Raw genomic sequence first — 15,961 nt, forward strand, 5'->3', positions numbered from 1 at the left:
GGCGGCCCGGAAAGGAGCGGGGCATGGCCACGACCATCGCGACACAGAGCGTCGACCAGCTGGGAGGCCCGGGCAGCGTCCTGGCCCGCCAGCGCCGCGATCACGCGGAGATGGACCGGCTGATGGACCGGTACCGGGCGCTGGAGGACGGCGCGGACCGAGAGCGGGTCCTGAAGGAGGTCGTCCAACTGGTGTTCAGCCACGCCTTCGCCGAGGAGACGGTGCTGTGGCCGGCCGTGCGCCGGGCGGTCCCGGACGGGGAGGAGCTGACCTCCCGGGTCGAGGAGGAGCACCAGGAGATCAACGACCTGGTCGCCGGCATCGAGCGCCTGGAGCCCGGCACGGCGGAGCGCGAGGACACGATGGAGCGCGTCTTCGACCTGATCCGGCAGGACATCCGGGACGAGGAGGACCTGGTCCTGCCGCGGCTGCAGGAGGCCCTGGACGCCGACCGGCTGCGGCGGCTCGGCGCGGTGTGGGAGACGGTGCGCAGGAGCGCGCCGACCCATCCGCATCCGGTCGTGCCGCGGCGCCCGCCGGGCAACGCGGTCCTGGGCGTGCCGCTCAGCCTCTACGACCGGCTCCGCGACGGGCTGGGGCTCGGCGTGTCGGGCCCGTGGGGCCGGAGGATCCTGTCCGGTCTGATCGGGCTGCTCGTCGCCGGCGCGGTCGTCGTGATCGTGCGCGGCCGGCGGTGAACCGGCAGGTCACCGCCCGGGGGCGTCCCGCGGTGAGCCGACGGGTCATCGCCGTTGAGCAGCCCCGCCGGCCCCCGCCGCTCAGGCCGCCGGGCGACTCCGCCAGGGCGGCCACAGGGCCGGGGGTCAGCGGCCGTGGGCATCACCTCGGGGCAGGGGGCCGACGTCCGCGTGGCGGCCGGGGCGCAGGGCGGCGTGCCGCTGTCCGGGGCCGGGGCCGCCACGCGCGGCCAGGGCGTCTGCGACGGCGCCCGTGACGAAGGCGTAGACGGCCTTGTGCAGGACGTCCACCACCAGTTCCCGCCGCGGCCAGGTCTCGGGCGGGGCGCCGACACCGGTCGCGTTCTCCAGGATCTGGTCGTTGGTGAGGCGGACGACGGCGAACTTGGCGGAGGCGACCGGCCCGCGCAGCCCGGACTGGGCCATGACCGAGCGCAGCACGCCGAGCAGGGCGGCCTGTCCGAAGTGCATGGCCCGATTGACCTTCGGCGGCTGGGTGCCCGGCCGCTCGGGCAGGCCGGTCAGCCGCTGCAGGACGCGGGCCGGTACCTGCGAGTCCGGCCGGCCCGTGACGGCCTGCTCCAGTTTCTCGCCGAGGGTCATCACGGCGCCCCCGGCGGTACCGGCGAGCAGCCCTTGCCACAGTGCGCGCTTGAGCATGTCCCGGCGAGTACCCGGTTCCGGGACCGCGTCACGCGCCGCCCCTCAGTCGCCGGTGGTCTTGTCCATGAGGGCGCTGTACGCCAGTTGCAGCGTGTCCGCCCCCGCCAGGGCCGTGAGGGTGCCCATGGCGGTGCGGGTGGCCCGGGGCCACAGCAACTGGCCGGCGGTCAGGGCCGACGCCACCCAGACGCTCATGCAGAACGGGCAGGTGGCGAGTTCGCCGACGGTGTGCCTGCCGTGCTCGGGCCGCGCCTCCTCGTGCAGTTCGGCCGGGCCCTGTGGTCCGGCGTACCGCGTGAAGGGGGCGCGCAGCGGGCTGGTCACCGAGGCCTTGGTGAGCAGCCTGCTGAGCCGGAAGGTGGCCACCGAGGTCAGGACGACGTCCCACGGCTCGGGGCGGTCGGGCAGCGGGCGGCCGCGGGTGTGCACGACCGTGGCCCAGGCCGTCGTGAACGTGGCGAAGCCCGCCATGGCGGCGACGTATCCGCCGAGCGGCCGGTCGTGCCCCGCCGCGTAGGCGCGTTCGACGCGCCGCAGCAGACCGGTCAGCCGTCGTGCGGGGCGCGCGTCAGCCATCGGAGTCCTGCCTCTGTGCGGCACCCGAGCGTCCCGCCGTCGCGCGGTGCTGCCCCACACGCCGTCCTCCGTTCTGGTGGCGCAGGCGCACCTCGACGCGGCCGTCGGTGATCCGGGACTCGAAGGAGGGCTGCGGCGCGGTGGCCGGGCCGCGTACGTTCCAGCCGTCGGAGAGCCGGAAGACGCTGCCGTGCCACGGGCACCGCACGCAGCCGTCCTCCACGGTGCCCTCCGCGAGCGGTCCGGCGAGGTGGCTGCACCGCTCGGCGAGGGCGTGGATCTGCCCGCCGGTCTCACGGACCACCAGGACCGGCACGTCGTCGACGACCCGGCGCACCGGGCGGCCGGCCGGAAACTCGTCCATGGTTCCCACCGGGTGCCAGCCCTCGGAGACCACGTGCGGGATTTCCTCGGCGTGGTTGGCGCCGGAGGCCTGCCGGTAGGCGAGGTGGCCGCCGAGCATGCCGCCGATCCCGACGGCCGTCATGCCGAGGAAGCCGTAGGTGCGGCCCGCCGTCTCGCGTCCCTTGGTCCGGCAGGCGAGCGAGACGGCGTAGAGGCCGACGGCCGCCGTGTTGGACAGGGCGTGCACCAGGCCGACGCGCTGCTGCTGACGGTGGAGTTCCGCCCAGTCGGTCCAGCCGGCGAGGGCCGCGGGAGCGGCGGCGGCCAGGCCGACGCCGATGAGCAGCCGGGACTCGCGGGAGCGGCCGGGCCGCAGGTCGAGCACGGCCGCCGACAGCCAGCTGCCGATCGGCACCTGGACCATCAGCGGGTGCACCGGGTGCCCGAGCGGGCGGCCGTGCAGCAGGTCCCGGCCGCGGCCCAGGGGCAGAGCCCGTACGCCCTTGCGGAGCGTGTCGATCACCGCGTCGGCCCTGGGTTCGCGCTCCAGGCGGTCCAACAGCCACAGAACCCGGTTCTGCCGCAGCAGGCGGCGTCGCTTTGCACTCATGCCCCGCCGGGTTTCCACCGGTATGGGCGGCAAACGGAGCAGTGTGCGGTGGTGGGGCATCGTCAGCCTCCCGGCCGGATGACCGCGCGGACGCAGCCGTCGCTCTTGTCCTTGAACATCTCGTAGGCCCGCGGCGCCTCGTCCAGGGGCACGCTGTGGGTCGCGAGATGGGCGGTGCTCAGCTCCCCGGCCGCCAGCCGGTCCAGCAGCATCGGGATGTAGCGCTGGCCGTGCTGCTGGGCGCCCCGGACCGTCAGGCCCTTGTTGATCACCGCGCCCAGCGGGAACTTGTCGACGGCGCCGGCGAAGACGCCGAGGACGAAGACGGTGCCGCCCTTGCGGCAGGCGTGGATGGCCTGCCGGACGGCGGTGGGCCGGTCGGTCTGCAGGCGCAGTTGCTGTTTCACCTGGTCGTAGAGGTGCACCGGGCTGTCGCTGTGGGCCTCCATGCCGACCGCCTCGATGCACACGTCGGGGCCGCGGCCGCCGGTGCGTTCGCGCAGTTCGGCGCCGACGTCGGTGGCGGTGTAGTCGATGACCTCGCTGCCGACGTGGCGTTCGGTCATGGCCAGCCGCTCGGGGATGCGGTCGATGGAGATCACGCGTTCCGCGCCCAGCAGGATCGCGGCCCGGGCCGCCATCTGGCCGACGGCCCCGCAGCCCCACACGGCGACCACGTCGCCGGGCTTGACGCCGCCCAGGTCGGCGCCCATCCAGCCGGTGGGCACCGAGTCGGAGACGAACAGGGCGCTGGTGTCGTCGACGCCCTCCGGGACGGGGAAGGCCCCGTGGTCGGCGAAGGGCACCCGCACGTACTCGGCGTGGCTGCCGCGCAGCCCGCCCATGGCGTGGGAGTAGCCGAAGATGCCGCCGGTGTCGGCACCGAACAGGGCCTGCCCGATCCCGGGGTTGGTGTTGGTGTTGTCGCACAGGGACCACAGGTCGTGGGTGCAGTACCAGCAGCGGCCGCAGCCGACGAAGGAGCAGACCACGACCCGGTCGCCCACCTTGTGTTTGCGCACGGCGGAGCCGGTCTCCACGACCTCGCCGACGAACTCGTGGCCGATGACGTCCCCGGACCGCATGAAGGGGATGTAGCCGCCGATGAGGTGGAGGTCGGAGCCGCAGGTGGTGCCTGCGACGAGCCGGACGATCACGTCCTGGTCGTTGCGCAGCTCGGGGTCGGGCACCTGCTCGACGGAGAGCTTGTTGACGCCTTCCCAGCACAGGGCCTTCACAGCACTCCCTCCCCGCCGGCGCGGCGGCCGAGCAGTCCGACGAGCTTTCCGCCCGGGGTGTCGTGGGTGGTGGGCGGCGCGTCGGGTTCGAGGACCTCACCGGCCTCCAGCAGCGACTTGGCGTCGCGCAGCGCCCGGCGCAGGTCCTGGCGCGGGTCCTCACCGGCGAGCCGGGCGGGCAGCGAGTGCGCTCCCTCGGGCTGCGGTTCCCGCAGCCGTACGGCGAGTTCGGTGCCGCGGTCACCGGGGGCGGGGCCGATGCGCGTCTCGATGCGGTCGCCGTACTCCCGCAGGGGCGGGGGCAGCTTGTCCGGCTGGAGCTCGCCCGGGTCGACGTTGATCGTCACGGCGAGCCAGCGGTCGGCCGCGGCGGCGTGGCCGGAGGGGCCCGCCGCCTTGCGCTGCCAGGCGATGACCGCGCCGGCGGTGAGTCCGGCGGCGGCCGTCCACAGGGTCTTGGTGTGCGCCATCGGCGGTCACATCCTCCGCGAGGTGGCGGCCGGACGGCGGGTGAGCAGGGCGCCCAGGGCGATCATGCCGATGCCGAGGACGAAGTGCAGCCAGTCGTCGGCCGTGTTGAGCGGGACGAAGTTGGCGTCGCTGTCGTGGCCGATGATCAGGCCGTACAGCCACAGGACCAGGTAGATGGCGCCGCCCGCCAGGAGGTAGGTGCGGGCTCCGGAGGCGGTGCGGGACAGGGCCAGGCCCGCGACGCCGAACGCGAGGTGGACGAGGTTGTGCAGGATCGAGATCTGGAAGATCCCGAGGAGTTCGGCCCCGGAGTCGTGCGAGGCGAACTTCATGGTGTCGTAGTCCGTGGTGATCCCCGGGATGAAGCCCAGGATCCCGACCAGCAGGAACACCGCTCCGACCAGCAGCGCCGCCTGCTGCACGGGGGTGCGGGCCGTTCTCGTCGGCGAAGTGCGTGTGTTCATGACGGTGGCCTTCCGGCGCGGGGGGCGCGTCAGGGTGAGCGCCCGGTGCGCGGCGAGTACCCCTGCTTCGGCGTGCAATCGTCCGCTGCCGGGCCGCGTTTCCGGGTGGGGCCGACGGGCACCCGGCGCGCCATGGACGACACTCGTCGAGCCCCGCTCGCGGACAGCTCGCTCGCCCTGCTGGCCAAGGGGTACAGCTGGCTGCCCGACCTCCGGAGCCGCACCACCGCCCCCTTGATGCGCACCCGCCTCATGGGCCGGCACGCCGTGGCCCTGTACGGCCCGGAGGCGGTGCGGTTCTTCTACGACGAGCAGCACGTGGAGCGCGGATCGGCGCTGCCCGGACCGGTGCTGAGCACCCTGTTCGGGCACGGGGCCGTGCACACGCTGGACGGGCTGCGGCACCGGGGCCGCAAGGAGATGTTCCTGTCCCTGCTCACCGGCCCGAAGGCGGTCGCCGGGGTGGTGGACGAGGTCGCCGCCGCGTGGGACGAGACCGTCGCCGCGTGGCCCGGGCGCCGGGTCGTGCTGTTCGACGAGGCGAGCCGGGTGCTCACCCGGGGCGTGTGCCGGTGGGCCGGGATCCCGCTGGACGACGCCGGCGCGGTGGCGCGGGACCTGGTCGCCATGGTGGACGGTTTCGCCACGGCGGGTCCGCGCCACTGGCGGGCCCGCCGCGCCCGGACCCGGTGCGAGGAGTGGCTGGGACGGCTGGTCGAGGACGTCCGGGCGGGGACCGCGAGCGCCCCGGACGGATCGGTGCTGGAGGCGGTGGCCGGGCACCGGGACGCGGACGGCCGGCTCCTGGATCCGCGCACCGCGGCGGTCGAACTGCTCAACGTGATCCGGCCGACGGTCGCCGTGTGCTGGTTCGTCTCCTACGCCGGGCACGCGATGCGCCGCCCGGACGTCCGGGAACGCCTGCGCGACGACGACCCGGCCTACGCCGTGGCCTTCGCCCACGAGCTGCGGCGCTTCTACCCCTTCGCGCCGTTCGTCGGCGGCAAGGCGGTCACCGACCTCCAGTGGCGGGGCGAGACCGTCCCGGCGGGCACGATGGTGCTGCTGGACCTGTACGGGCAGAACCACGACCCGGAGCTGTGGGACGACCCGTACGCCTTCCGGCCGCAGCGCTTCCTCGGTCATCCGCCGGCCCGGGACGAGCTGATCCCGCAGGGCGGCGGCGACCGCGCCACGGGCCACCGCTGCCCCGGCGAGGACATCACGATCGCCCTGGTGGCGTCCCTGGCGCCCCGGCTGGCCCGGCTGGAGTACGAGGTGCCCGACCAGGACCTGCGGATCCCGCTGAACCGGGTGCCGGCGCGGGTGCGCAGCGGGTTCGTCCTGGAGTCGGTCCGGGTACCGGCGCCCGTGGGCTGACCGGCACCCGCCGCCCCCAGGGGACGGGCCGGGTGCCCGCCCCTTCGGCCGGCCGGCACCCCCGCACCCTCGACGGCCCGCCCCTCCCCCGGGACAGGCCGTCGAGACCGCTCCCCCGGCGGGTCAGGCGCGGGACAACCGCCGCCACGGCCGCACCCGCCATCGCGGGCCGGCGCAGCGCGGTGCGCCACCGGAAGCTGTTACGTGCACCGCACCGCGCGCGGCGGGTCCGTCCCCGGTCGGGCCGGGTGCCCGCCCCGTCGGCCGGCCGGCACCTCCACACCCTCGACGGCCCGCCCTTCCCCCGCGGCGGGCCGTCGACACCGCTCCCCCGGCGGGTCAGGCGCGGGACAACCGCCGCCCCGCCGCCACGGCCGCACCCGCCATCGCGGTGACCAGCGCGGCCCGGCGCAGCGCGGTGCGCCGGCGCCCGCCCCAGCCGCCGTGCACCGCGCCCTCACCGGGCGCCGGCACGTGCAGCGCACCGTGCGTGGCGGGAGCGTCCTCGTCGTGGTCCAGGTGGCCCCGGTCGGTCTGCCGGGCCATCGCCCGCTCCGCGAGGGCCGGTGCCAGCCGGGCCTGGCGGACCAGGGCGCGGCCCGCCGGGCCGACCACGACCTCGCGGCGCGGGCGGCGCACGAGGGCCACGACCGCGTCGGCGACCCGCTCGGGCGTGTAGACGGGCGGCATGGCCACGACCTTGTGCCCGGTGTGGTTGGCCGCCTGCTGGAAGTGCGGCGTGTCGATGGTCGCCGGCAGCACCGTGCACACGTCGATGCCCTTCACGCCCTCAACGCGCAACTGCTGCCGCAGACCGGAGCCGAGCGCCCGGACGGCGTGCTTGGACATGCCGTAGGGGTGGCTGTAGGGCTGGGCGACGGCCCCCACGATCGACGAGATGTTGATCAGCGTGCCCGAGCCCTGCTCCCGCATCACCGGCAGCGCCGCCCGGGCGCCGTACACGCACCCCATGACGTTGACGTCCAGGACCCTGCGGAAGTCCTCCAGCGGCACGTCCTCGAAACGGCCGAAGGCGTTGACCGCTGCGTTGTTCACCCAGACGTCGATCCGGCCGAACTCCTGCACCGCACGCCGCGCCAGGTCCTCGACCGCCTTGACGTCGCTGACGTCGGTCGGCACGACGAGCGTCCGGGCCCCGCGGTGCCGCTCGCACTCCTCGGCCGCCGCCCGCAGCGCCTCCTCGCGCCGCGCCGCCAGCACCACGGCGCAGCCCTTGCGGGCGAACGCCTCCGCCGTGGCCCGTCCGATCCCGCTGGACGCCCCGGTCACCACCACCACGTGATCCCGCAGTCGCATCCCGCACCTCCTCACGTCTGCGCGGGCCGGGCGCCCGGTGCCCGCCTCCGCGGCACGCCGGGTACCCGCGCCGCGCGCTACGGCACCGGCCCGGAGAGCGGGGTCACAGTCAGGGCGAGGGAAAGGTCACAGCCTCGCCCTCTGCTGCGCCTTCATGCTTGTGCCCTAGCATCCGAGCATGACGGTCCTGCCTGACGACGGGCTTGAACTGGCCGGCGAGTTCCCTGACGTGCCCCATGAGCAGTGGCAGCGCCTTGTGGCGGGTGTGCTGCGCAAGGCGGGCAAGGACGTCGAGGGCGCCGAGGCCGAGGAAGCCCTCTCCACCGCGCTGGAGGACGGGGTGCGCACCCGGCCCCTCTACACCGCGCGCGATGCCTCACCCGAGCCGGGTCTGCCGGGATTCGCGCCCTTTGTGCGCGGCGGCCGAGCCGAAGGGAACACGCTCGGCGGCTGGGACGTACGGCAGCGGCACACGACCGCCGACCGCGACGCCGTGCTCGCGGACCTGGAGAACGGGGTCACCTCCCTCTGGCTGAAGGTCGGCGAGGGCGGCGTCCCGCTGCCGGAGCTCGGCCGGGTCCTCGACGGCGTGTACCTGGACCTCGCCCCGGTCGCGCTCGACCCGGGACCCGAAGCGGAGCCCGCCGCGCGGGAGTTGCTGCGGCTGTACGAGGAGCGGGGCGTGGCCCCGGAGGCCGCGCGCGGCAATCTCGGCGCGGATCCGCTGGGACAGCAGGCCCGTACCGGCCGGACGTACGACGTCGCGCCGGCGGCGGAACTCGCGCGGCTGTGCGCCGCGCGGTACCCGGGGCTGCGGGCGCTGAGCGTGGACGCGCTGCCGTACCACGAGGCCGGCGGTTCGGCCGCGCAGGAACTGGGTGCCTCGCTGGCCACGGCGGTGGCGTACCTGCGGGAGCTGACCGGGGCCGGGTTGAGCGTCGAACAGGCCTGCGGGCAACTGGAGTTCCGGTACGCGGCGACCGCCGACCAGTTCCTGACCATCGCCAAGCTGCGGGCGGCGCGCCGGCTGTGGGCGCGGGTGGCCGAGGTCTGCGGCGCGCCGCGCGCCGGGGCGCAGGCGCAGCACGTGGTCACCTCGCCGGTGATGATGACGCGCCGCGACCCCTGGGTGAACATGCTGCGCACGACGATCGCCACGCTCGCGGCCGGAGCGGGCGGGGCCGACGCGGTGACCGTGCTGCCCTTCGACCACGCCCTCGGGCTGCCGGACGCGTTCGCGCGCCGCATCGCCCGCAACACCTCCACGATCCTCATCGAGGAGTCGCACCTGGCCCGGGTGATCGACCCGGCGGGCGGCTCCTGGTACGTGGAGCGGCTCACGGACGAACTCGCCCACGCGGGCTGGGAGTTCTTCCAGCGGATCGAGCGGCTCGGCGGCATGGCGGCCGCGCTGCGCTCGGGAGACGTCGAGCGGGACCTCGCCGAGACCTGGCAGGCGCGCACCGGCCGGCTGGCCAGACGGCGCGAACCGGTCACGGGCGTCAGCGAGTTCCCGTACCTGGCGGAGAAGCCGGTGGTGCGCGCGAGCGCCCCGGAGCAGCTGTCCGGCGGGCTGCCGCGGGTGCGCCGCGACGAGGCCTTCGAGGAGCTGCGGGCCCGCTCGGACGCGCATCTGGCCGCGACCGGCTCCCGGCCGCGCGTCTACCTCGCCGCGCTCGGTCCGGCCGCCGCCCACACCGCACGCCTCACCTTCGCCTCCAACCTGTTCCAGGCGGGCGGCATCGAGCCGGTCACCGAGGGCGCGTTCGCGGACAGCGGCGCGACCGAGGCCGTGCTCTGCTCCAGCGACGCCCTGTACGAGGAGCAGGCGGCGGATCGCGCCGCGGAACTGAAGGAGGCGGGCGCCGCGCACGTGTTCCTCGCCGGGCGGCCCGGGGAGTACCCCGGTGTCGACGGTTACGTCTTCGCGGGCTGCGACGCCGTGGCCGTGCTGTCCGCGACCCTCGACCGCATGGGAGTTGCCCGATGACCGCCCGCGATGGCATCCCCGACTTCTCCGGGATCGAGCTGGGCGTCCCGGCCGCCGACGGCACGCCCGACGAGTGGCGCGCGGCGGTCAAGAACGCCTCCGGCGGGGACGACCTGCTGTGGGAGACCCCGGAGGGCATCGCGGTCAAGCCGCTGTACACCGGCCGCGACCTGGAGGGCCTGGACTTCCTGCAGACGTACCCGGGTGCGGCGCCGTACCTGCGCGGGCCGTACCCGACGATGTACGTCAACCAGCCCTGGACGATCCGCCAGTACGCCGGTTTCTCCACGGCCGAGGAGTCCAACGCCTTCTACCGGCGCAACCTCGCGGCCGGGCAGAAGGGCCTGTCGGTCGCCTTCGACCTGCCCACGCACCGCGGTTACGACAGCGACCACCCGCGCGTGACGGGTGACGTCGGCATGGCGGGCGTGGCCATCGACTCGATCCTCGACATGCGGCAGCTGTTCGACGGCATCCCGCTGGACAGGATGACCGTGTCGATGACGATGAACGGCGCCGTGCTGCCGGTGCTGGCGCTCTACATCGTCGCCGCCGAGGAGCAGGGCGTGCCGCCGGAGAAGCTGGCGGGGACCATCCAGAACGACATCCTCAAGGAGTTCATGGTCCGCAACACCTACATCTATCCGCCGAAGCCGTCGATGCGGATCATCTCCGACATCTTCGCCTTCACCTCGCAGCGGATGCCGCGCTACAACTCCATCTCCATCTCCGGCTACCACATCCAGGAGGCCGGCGCGACGGCCGACCTGGAGCTGGCGTACACGCTCGCGGACGGCGTGGAGTACATCCGAGCGGGCCGTGAGGCCGGCCTGGACGTGGACGCGTTCGCGCCCCGGCTGTCGTTCTTCTGGGCGATCGGCATGAACTTCTTCATGGAGGTCGCCAAGCTGCGCGCCGCGCGCCTGCTGTGGGCGAAGCTGGTGAAGCAGTTCGACCCGCAGAACGCCAAGTCGCTGTCCCTGCGGACCCATTCGCAGACCTCCGGCTGGTCGCTGACCGCGCAGGACGTGTTCAACAACGTCACGCGCACCTGCGTCGAGGCGATGGCGGCGACGCAGGGCCACACCCAGTCGCTGCACACCAACGCCCTGGACGAGGCGCTCGCCCTGCCGACCGACTTCTCGGCGCGCATCGCCCGCAACACCCAGCTGCTGCTGCAGCAGGAGTCCGGCACGACCCGGGTCATCGACCCGTGGGGCGGCAGCGCCTACGTGGAGAAGCTGACGTACGACCTGGCCCGGCGGGCCTGGCAGCACATCCAGGAGGTCGAGGCCGCGGGCGGCATGGCCAAGGCCATCGACGCGGGCATCCCGAAGCTGCGCATCGAGGAGGCCGCGGCCCGCACGCAGGCGCGGATCGACTCGGGCCGCCAGCCGGTCATCGGCGTCAACAAGTACCGGGTGGAGACCGACGAGCAGATCGACGTGCTCAAGGTCGACAACTCCTCCGTGCGCGCCCAGCAGATCGAGAAGCTGCGGCGGCTGCGCGCCGAGCGGGACGAGACGGCCTGCCGGGACGCGCTGGACGCGCTGACCCGGGCCGCCGCGGGCGAGGGCAACCTGCTGGAGCTGGCGGTGCACGCGGCCCGCGCCAAGGCCACGGTCGGGGAGATCTCCGACGCGCTGGAGAAGGTGTACGGCCGGCACGCGAGCCAGATCCGTACGATCACCGGCGTGTACCGCAACGAGACGGGAGAGTCCCCGAGCGTGGACCGCACCCGCACCCTGGTGTCCGACTTCGAGGAGGCCGAGGGCCGCCGCCCGCGCATCCTGGTCGCCAAGATGGGCCAGGACGGCCACGACCGCGGCCAGAAGGTCATCGCCACCGCCTTCGCCGACCTCGGCTTCGACGTGGACGTCGGCCCGCTGTTCCAGACGCCCGCCGAGGTCGCCCGGCAGGCCGTCGAGGCGGACGTGCACATCGTCGGCGTGTCGTCGCTGGCGGCCGGTCACCTCACCCTCGTCCCGGCGCTGCGCGAGGCGCTGGCCGAGGAGGGGCGCGAGGACATCATGGTCGTGGTCGGCGGCGTGATCCCGCCGCAGGACGTGCCGACGCTGCTGGAGATGGGCGCGGCGGCCGTGTTCCCGCCCGGGACGGTGATCCCGGACGCGGCGTACGACCTGGTGAAGCGGCTGTCGGGCGACCTCGGGCACGACCTGTGATCGATGTCGACGCGTATGTGAAGGGCGTGCTCGACGGGAAGCGGGCGATCGTCGCCCGGGCCATCACACTCGTCGAGTCGACCCGGCCGCAGCACCGCGCGCTGGCGCAGGAGGTGCTCACCGCGCTGCTGCCGCACAGCGGCCGGGCCCGGCGGATCGGGATCAGCGGGGTGCCCGGGGTGGGCAAGTCGACGTTCATCGACGCGTTCGGCACGCTGCTGACCTCCCTCGGGCACCGGGTGGCGGTCCTGGCCGTCGATCCGTCCTCCAGCCGTACGGGCGGCTCCATCCTGGGCGACAAGACCCGGATGGAGCGGCTCGCGGTGGACCCGGCGGCGTTCGTGCGCCCCTCCCCCACGGCGGGCACGCTGGGCGGGGTCGCCAAGGCCACCCGCGAGTCGATCGTGGTGATGGAGGCGGCCGGCTACGACGTGATCCTGGTGGAGACGGTCGGCGTCGGGCAGTCGGAGACGGCCGTGGCGAACATGGTCGACACCTTCCTGCTGCTCACCCTCGCCCGCACCGGCGACCAGCTCCAGGGCATCAAGAAGGGCGTGCTGGAGCTGGCCGACGTGATCGCCGTCAACAAGGCGGACGGGCCGCACGAGCGCGACGCCCGGGCGGCCGCGCGGGAACTGGCGGGCGCGCTGCGCCTGATGCACGGCAAGGACGCCTTCTGGACCCCGCCGGTGCTGCACTGCAGCGCCCGCGAGTCGACGGGCCTGGACGCGGTGTGGGAGCGCCTGGAGCAGCACCGCACGCTGCTGGACTCCACGGGCCGGCTCACCGCCAAGCGCCGCGACCAGCAGGTCGACTGGACCTGGAACATGGTCCGCGACGAGCTCCTCGGCCGGCTGCGGGACGATCCGGCGGTGCGGGCCCTGGCTCCGGTGCTGGAGCGGCGCGTCCGGGAGGGCGAGCTGACCCCGACGCTGGCGGCCGAGCGGATCCTGGGCGCGCTGGACGGTTCCGGAGCGGCTGATTCCTGAGTGTCACCCGGCCGGGCGGCGATTTCGCATACCCGGCTTGCATGACTATGCAAAGTGATACATACTCTTTCTATGTCCAAGGTCCTCACCTCCCTGCCCGCCGGCGAGCGCGTCGGCATCGCCTTCTCGGGCGGTCTCGACACGTCCGTCGCGGTCGCGTGGATGCGCGACAAGGGCGCCGTCCCGTGCACCTACACCGCCGACATCGGCCAGTACGACGAGCCCGACATCGCCTCGGTGCCCGGCCGTGCCCAGACCTACGGGGCCGAGATCGCCCGCCTGGTCGACTGCCGAGCGGCGCTGGTGGAGGAGGGCCTGGCCGCGCTGACCTGCGGCGCGTTCCACATCCGCTCGGGCGGGCGGGCGTACTTCAACACCACCCCGCTGGGCCGCGCCGTCACCGGCACGCTGCTGGTGCGGGCGATGCTGGAGGACGACGTCCAGATCTGGGGCGACGGCTCGACCTTCAAGGGCAACGACATCGAGCGGTTCTACCGCTACGGCCTGCTCGCCAACCCGCACCTCAGGATCTACAAGCCCTGGCTGGACGCGGCGTTCGTGACCGAGCTCGGCGGCCGCAAGGAGATGTCGGAGTGGCTGCTCGCCCACGGCCTCCCCTACCGCGACAGCACGGAGAAGGCGTACTCCACCGACGCCAACATCTGGGGCGCCACCCACGAGGCCAAGACCCTGGAGCACCTGGACACCGGCATCGAGACGGTCGAGCCCATCATGGGTGTGAAGTTCTGGGACCCGTCGGTCGAGATCGCCACCGAGGACGTGACGATCGGCTTCGACCAGGGCCGCCCGGTGTCGATCAACGGCAAGGAGTTCGCCACCGCCGTCGACCTGGTCATGGAGGCCAACGCCATCGGCGGCCGGCACGGCCTCGGCATGTCCGACCAGATCGAGAACCGCATCATCGAGGCCAAGAGCCGCGGCATCTACGAGGCCCCCGGCATGGCCCTGCTGCACGCCGCGTACGAGCGGCTCGTCAACGCCATCCACAACGAGGACACCCTCGCCCAGTACCACACCGAGGGCCGGCGTCTCGGGCGGCTGATGTACGAGGGCCGCTGGCTGGACCCGCAGGCGCTGATGATCCGCGAGTCGCTGCAGCGCTGGGTCGGCGCGGCCGTCACCGGCGAGGTCACGCTGCGGCTGCGGCGCGGTGAGGACTACTCGATCCTGGACACCACCGGCCCGGCCTTCAGCTACCACCCGGACAAGCTGTCCATGGAGCGCACCGAGGACTCCGCGTTCGGCCCGGTGGACCGGATCGGCCAGCTCACCATGCGCAACCTGGACATCGCCGACTCGCGCGCCAAGCTGGAGCAGTACGCCGGCATCGGCCTGATCGGCACCGGCAGCCCCACCATCGGCGCCTCCCAGGCCGCCGCGACCGGGCTGATCGGCACCATGCCGGAGCTGCCCGAGGGCGGCGCCGAGGCCATCGCCTCCCGGGGCGCGGTCTCGGAGGAGGACGCCTGGCTGGACCGCGCGGCGATGGAGTCCGGCACGGACTGACCGCACGGACGGAAAGCGGGAAGGCCGGCTCGACGGTGTCGAGCCGGCCTTCCCGTGTCCGTGCCCGGCGGTTCAGCGGGACGAGCCCGCCATCTCCCGGACGGGGGTGTCCAGGGCGTCCAGGCCCCGCAGGATGTCCTCCACCCGCTGCTTGGCGTCGCCGAAGAGCATCTGGGTGTTCTCGCGGAAGAACAGCGGGTTCTGCACGCCCGCGTACCCGGCGGCCATGGACCGCTTGAAGACGACCACGTTCGCCGCCTCCCACACGTGCAGCACCGGCATGCCCGCGATGGGGCTGGACGGGTTGTCCGTGGCGGCCGGGTTGACCGTGTCGTTGGCGCCGATGACCAGGACGACCGAGGTGGCGGCGAAGTCGTCGTTGATCTCGTCCATCTCCAGGACGACGTCGTACGGCACGTTGGCCTCGGCCAGCAGCACGTTCATGTGGCCGGGCAGCCGGCCGGCGACCGGGTGGATGCCGAAGCGCACCTCGACGCCCCGCTCGCGCAGCTTGCGCGCGAGTTCGGCGACCGGGTACTGCGCCTGGGCGACGGCCATGCCGTAGCCCGGGGTGATGATCACCGAGGAGGCGTCGCGCAGGAGTTCCGCGGTCTCCTCGGCGCTGATCTCCCGGTGCTCGCCCTGCTCGCCCTCGTCGCCCGCGGCGGCGGGAGTCCCGAAGCCGCCGGCGATCACCGAGATGAACGACCGGTTCATCGCCTTGCACATGATGTACGACAGGTAGGCACCGGAGGAGCCGACCAGCGCGCCGGTGACGATGAGCAGGTTGTTGGAGAGCAGGAAGCCCGAGGCGGCCGCCGCCCAGCCCGAGTAGCTGTTCAGCATGGAGACGACGACCGGCATGTCGCCGCCGCCGATGGAGGCGACCAGGTGCGCGCCGAGGGCGAGGGCGACCACGGTGACCGCGATGAGCAGGCCCATGTTCGGACGGGCCACGAACGCGATGGTCAGCCCCACGAAGGCGACCAGCGCGCCGATGTTCAGCACGTGCTTGCCCGGCAGGGTCAGCGGACGCGAGGCGATGCGCGCCGAGAGCTTCAGGTAGGCGACGACCGAGCCCGTGAAGGTGACGGCGCCGATGAACACACCGATGAACACCTCGGCGTGGTGGATGCCCAGCAGCGAGCCGGACAGGGCGGGGTCGACGTCGAGGTAGCCGTTCCAGCCGACGAACGTGGCGGCCAGGCCGACGAGGCTGTGCATGATGGCGATCAGCTCGGGCATGCCGGTCATCTCGACGACCCGGGCCCGCCACAGGCCGATGCCGGCGCCGACCGCGGTGGCGACGGCGATCAGCACCAGCCCCGTGGCGGTGATGCTGCGGGAGGCGAGACCCACCGTGGCGGCCAGCGCGACGACCATGCCGGCGATGCCCCAGACGACTCCGGAGCGGGAGGTGCGGTGCTGCGAGAGGCCGGCGAGGCTGAGGATGAACAGCAGCGCCGCGACGACGTAGGCGGCCTGGGCGGCCGTGTCTGTGGTCATCCCT

The 15,961-nt window shown here is 73.6% G+C and carries 14 protein-coding genes; 6 read left to right on the forward strand and 8 right to left on the reverse strand.

The features are described 5' to 3' along the window. The first annotated feature begins 23 nt into the window (after positions 1 to 23). Entirely contained in the window at positions 24 to 698 is a 675-nt protein-coding gene (locus ACPXCS_RS07730; RefSeq protein ID WP_425944612.1) for a hemerythrin domain-containing protein, read from the forward strand. Positions 699 to 824: 126 nt separating this feature from the next. Here ACPXCS_RS07730 and ACPXCS_RS07735 read toward each other — a convergent pair whose 3' ends face one another. From ACPXCS_RS07735 to ACPXCS_RS07760, 6 genes are all read right to left on the reverse strand, one after another. Further along, a complete protein-coding gene (locus tag ACPXCS_RS07735; protein WP_425944613.1) occupies positions 825 to 1,358 on the reverse strand; it encodes a hypothetical protein in 534 nt (177 codons plus the stop codon). Positions 1,359 to 1,403: 45 nt separating this feature from the next. After that, the gene (locus tag ACPXCS_RS07740; RefSeq protein ID WP_425944614.1) at positions 1,404 to 1,937 is read right to left on the reverse strand and encodes a DUF1360 domain-containing protein; all 534 of its coding nucleotides are present in this window, start codon (positions 1,935 to 1,937) and stop codon (positions 1,404 to 1,406) included. Further along, positions 1,930 to 2,892 (reverse strand): Rieske 2Fe-2S domain-containing protein, encoded by a 963-nt coding sequence (locus ACPXCS_RS07745; protein ID WP_425944615.1) that lies wholly within the window; start codon positions 2,890 to 2,892, stop codon positions 1,930 to 1,932. Before ACPXCS_RS07745 ends, ACPXCS_RS07740 begins: the two co-directional genes overlap by 8 nt. Before the next feature lie 62 nt (positions 2,893 to 2,954). Then, positions 2,955 to 4,130 (reverse strand): zinc-dependent alcohol dehydrogenase, encoded by a 1,176-nt coding sequence (locus tag ACPXCS_RS07750; RefSeq protein ID WP_425944616.1) that lies wholly within the window; start codon positions 4,128 to 4,130, stop codon positions 2,955 to 2,957. Further along, entirely contained in the window at positions 4,127 to 4,600 is a 474-nt protein-coding gene (locus ACPXCS_RS07755; protein ID WP_425944617.1) for a hypothetical protein, read from the reverse strand. Before ACPXCS_RS07755 ends, ACPXCS_RS07750 begins: the two co-directional genes overlap by 4 nt. A gap of 6 nt (positions 4,601 to 4,606) precedes the next feature. After that, positions 4,607 to 5,065: a DUF4383 domain-containing protein gene (locus tag ACPXCS_RS07760; RefSeq protein WP_425944618.1), complete on the reverse strand. Its 459-nt coding sequence runs from the start codon at positions 5,063 to 5,065 to the stop codon at positions 4,607 to 4,609. A 132-nt stretch (positions 5,066 to 5,197) separates the two neighbouring features. Here ACPXCS_RS07760 and ACPXCS_RS07765 point away from each other — a divergent pair, with 132 nt between their 5' ends. Beyond that, positions 5,198 to 6,445 carry a cytochrome P450 gene (locus ACPXCS_RS07765; protein ID WP_425944619.1) on the forward strand — a complete coding sequence of 416 codons (1,248 nt, stop codon included), beginning with the start codon at positions 5,198 to 5,200 and terminating at the stop codon, positions 6,443 to 6,445. Positions 6,446 to 6,784: 339 nt separating this feature from the next. On the opposite strand, the gene ACPXCS_RS07770 is transcribed toward ACPXCS_RS07765, so the two are convergent. Next, positions 6,785 to 7,762, reverse strand: a complete 978-nt coding sequence (locus tag ACPXCS_RS07770) for an SDR family oxidoreductase (protein ID WP_425944620.1) — start codon at positions 7,760 to 7,762, stop codon at positions 6,785 to 6,787. Between the two features lie 178 nt (positions 7,763 to 7,940). Between ACPXCS_RS07770 and ACPXCS_RS07775 the strand changes: the two genes are divergently transcribed. The 4 genes from ACPXCS_RS07775 (at position 7,941) to argG (ending at position 14,451) form a co-directional block, all read left to right on the forward strand. Further along, positions 7,941 to 9,752 (forward strand): methylmalonyl-CoA mutase family protein, encoded by a 1,812-nt coding sequence (locus ACPXCS_RS07775; protein ID WP_425944621.1) that lies wholly within the window; start codon positions 7,941 to 7,943, stop codon positions 9,750 to 9,752. Then, positions 9,749 to 11,935, forward strand: coding sequence for a methylmalonyl-CoA mutase (gene scpA / locus ACPXCS_RS07780; protein ID WP_425944622.1), 2,187 nt, complete (start codon positions 9,749 to 9,751; stop codon positions 11,933 to 11,935). Before ACPXCS_RS07775 ends, scpA begins: the two co-directional genes overlap by 4 nt. After that, entirely contained in the window at positions 11,932 to 12,924 is a 993-nt protein-coding gene (gene meaB, locus ACPXCS_RS07785) for a methylmalonyl Co-A mutase-associated GTPase MeaB (protein ID WP_425944623.1), read from the forward strand. The genes scpA and meaB overlap by 4 nt, the downstream gene beginning before the upstream one ends. Positions 12,925 to 12,996: 72 nt before the next feature. After that, positions 12,997 to 14,451: an argininosuccinate synthase gene (gene argG, locus ACPXCS_RS07790; RefSeq protein WP_383588369.1), complete on the forward strand. Its 1,455-nt coding sequence runs from the start codon at positions 12,997 to 12,999 to the stop codon at positions 14,449 to 14,451. Positions 14,452 to 14,523: 72 nt separating this feature from the next. On the opposite strand, the gene pntB is transcribed toward argG, so the two are convergent. Continuing rightward, positions 14,524 to 15,957 (reverse strand): Re/Si-specific NAD(P)(+) transhydrogenase subunit beta, encoded by a 1,434-nt coding sequence (pntB, locus tag ACPXCS_RS07795; protein ID WP_425944624.1) that lies wholly within the window; start codon positions 15,955 to 15,957, stop codon positions 14,524 to 14,526. Positions 15,958 to 15,961: the final 4 nt, after the last annotated feature.

The organism is Streptomyces sp. DT190 (assembly GCF_049846985.1).
In the GTDB taxonomy this organism is placed as follows: domain Bacteria; phylum Actinomycetota; class Actinomycetes; order Streptomycetales; family Streptomycetaceae; genus Streptomyces.

Coding starts and splice junctions, on each gene's coding strand:
- ACPXCS_RS07770 (WP_425944620.1), bottom strand. CDS start 7,762: ATGCGACTGCGGGATCACGTGGTGGTGGTGACCGGGGCGTCCAGCGGG.
- ACPXCS_RS07745 (WP_425944615.1), bottom strand. CDS start 2,892: ATGAGTGCAAAGCGACGCCGCCTGCTGCGGCAGAACCGGGTTCTGTGG.
- ACPXCS_RS07765 (WP_425944619.1), top strand. CDS start 5,198: ATGGACGACACTCGTCGAGCCCCGCTCGCGGACAGCTCGCTCGCCCTG.
- ACPXCS_RS07730 (WP_425944612.1), top strand. CDS start 24: ATGGCCACGACCATCGCGACACAGAGCGTCGACCAGCTGGGAGGCCCG.
- argG (WP_383588369.1), top strand. CDS start 12,997: ATGTCCAAGGTCCTCACCTCCCTGCCCGCCGGCGAGCGCGTCGGCATC.
- ACPXCS_RS07740 (WP_425944614.1), bottom strand. CDS start 1,937: ATGGCTGACGCGCGCCCCGCACGACGGCTGACCGGTCTGCTGCGGCGC.
- ACPXCS_RS07775 (WP_425944621.1), top strand. CDS start 7,941: ATGACGGTCCTGCCTGACGACGGGCTTGAACTGGCCGGCGAGTTCCCT.
- scpA (WP_425944622.1), top strand. CDS start 9,749: ATGACCGCCCGCGATGGCATCCCCGACTTCTCCGGGATCGAGCTGGGC.
- ACPXCS_RS07735 (WP_425944613.1), bottom strand. CDS start 1,358: ATGCTCAAGCGCGCACTGTGGCAAGGGCTGCTCGCCGGTACCGCCGGG.
- ACPXCS_RS07760 (WP_425944618.1), bottom strand. CDS start 5,065: ATGAACACACGCACTTCGCCGACGAGAACGGCCCGCACCCCCGTGCAG.
- ACPXCS_RS07755 (WP_425944617.1), bottom strand. CDS start 4,600: ATGGCGCACACCAAGACCCTGTGGACGGCCGCCGCCGGACTCACCGCC.
- pntB (WP_425944624.1), bottom strand. CDS start 15,957: ATGACCACAGACACGGCCGCCCAGGCCGCCTACGTCGTCGCGGCGCTG.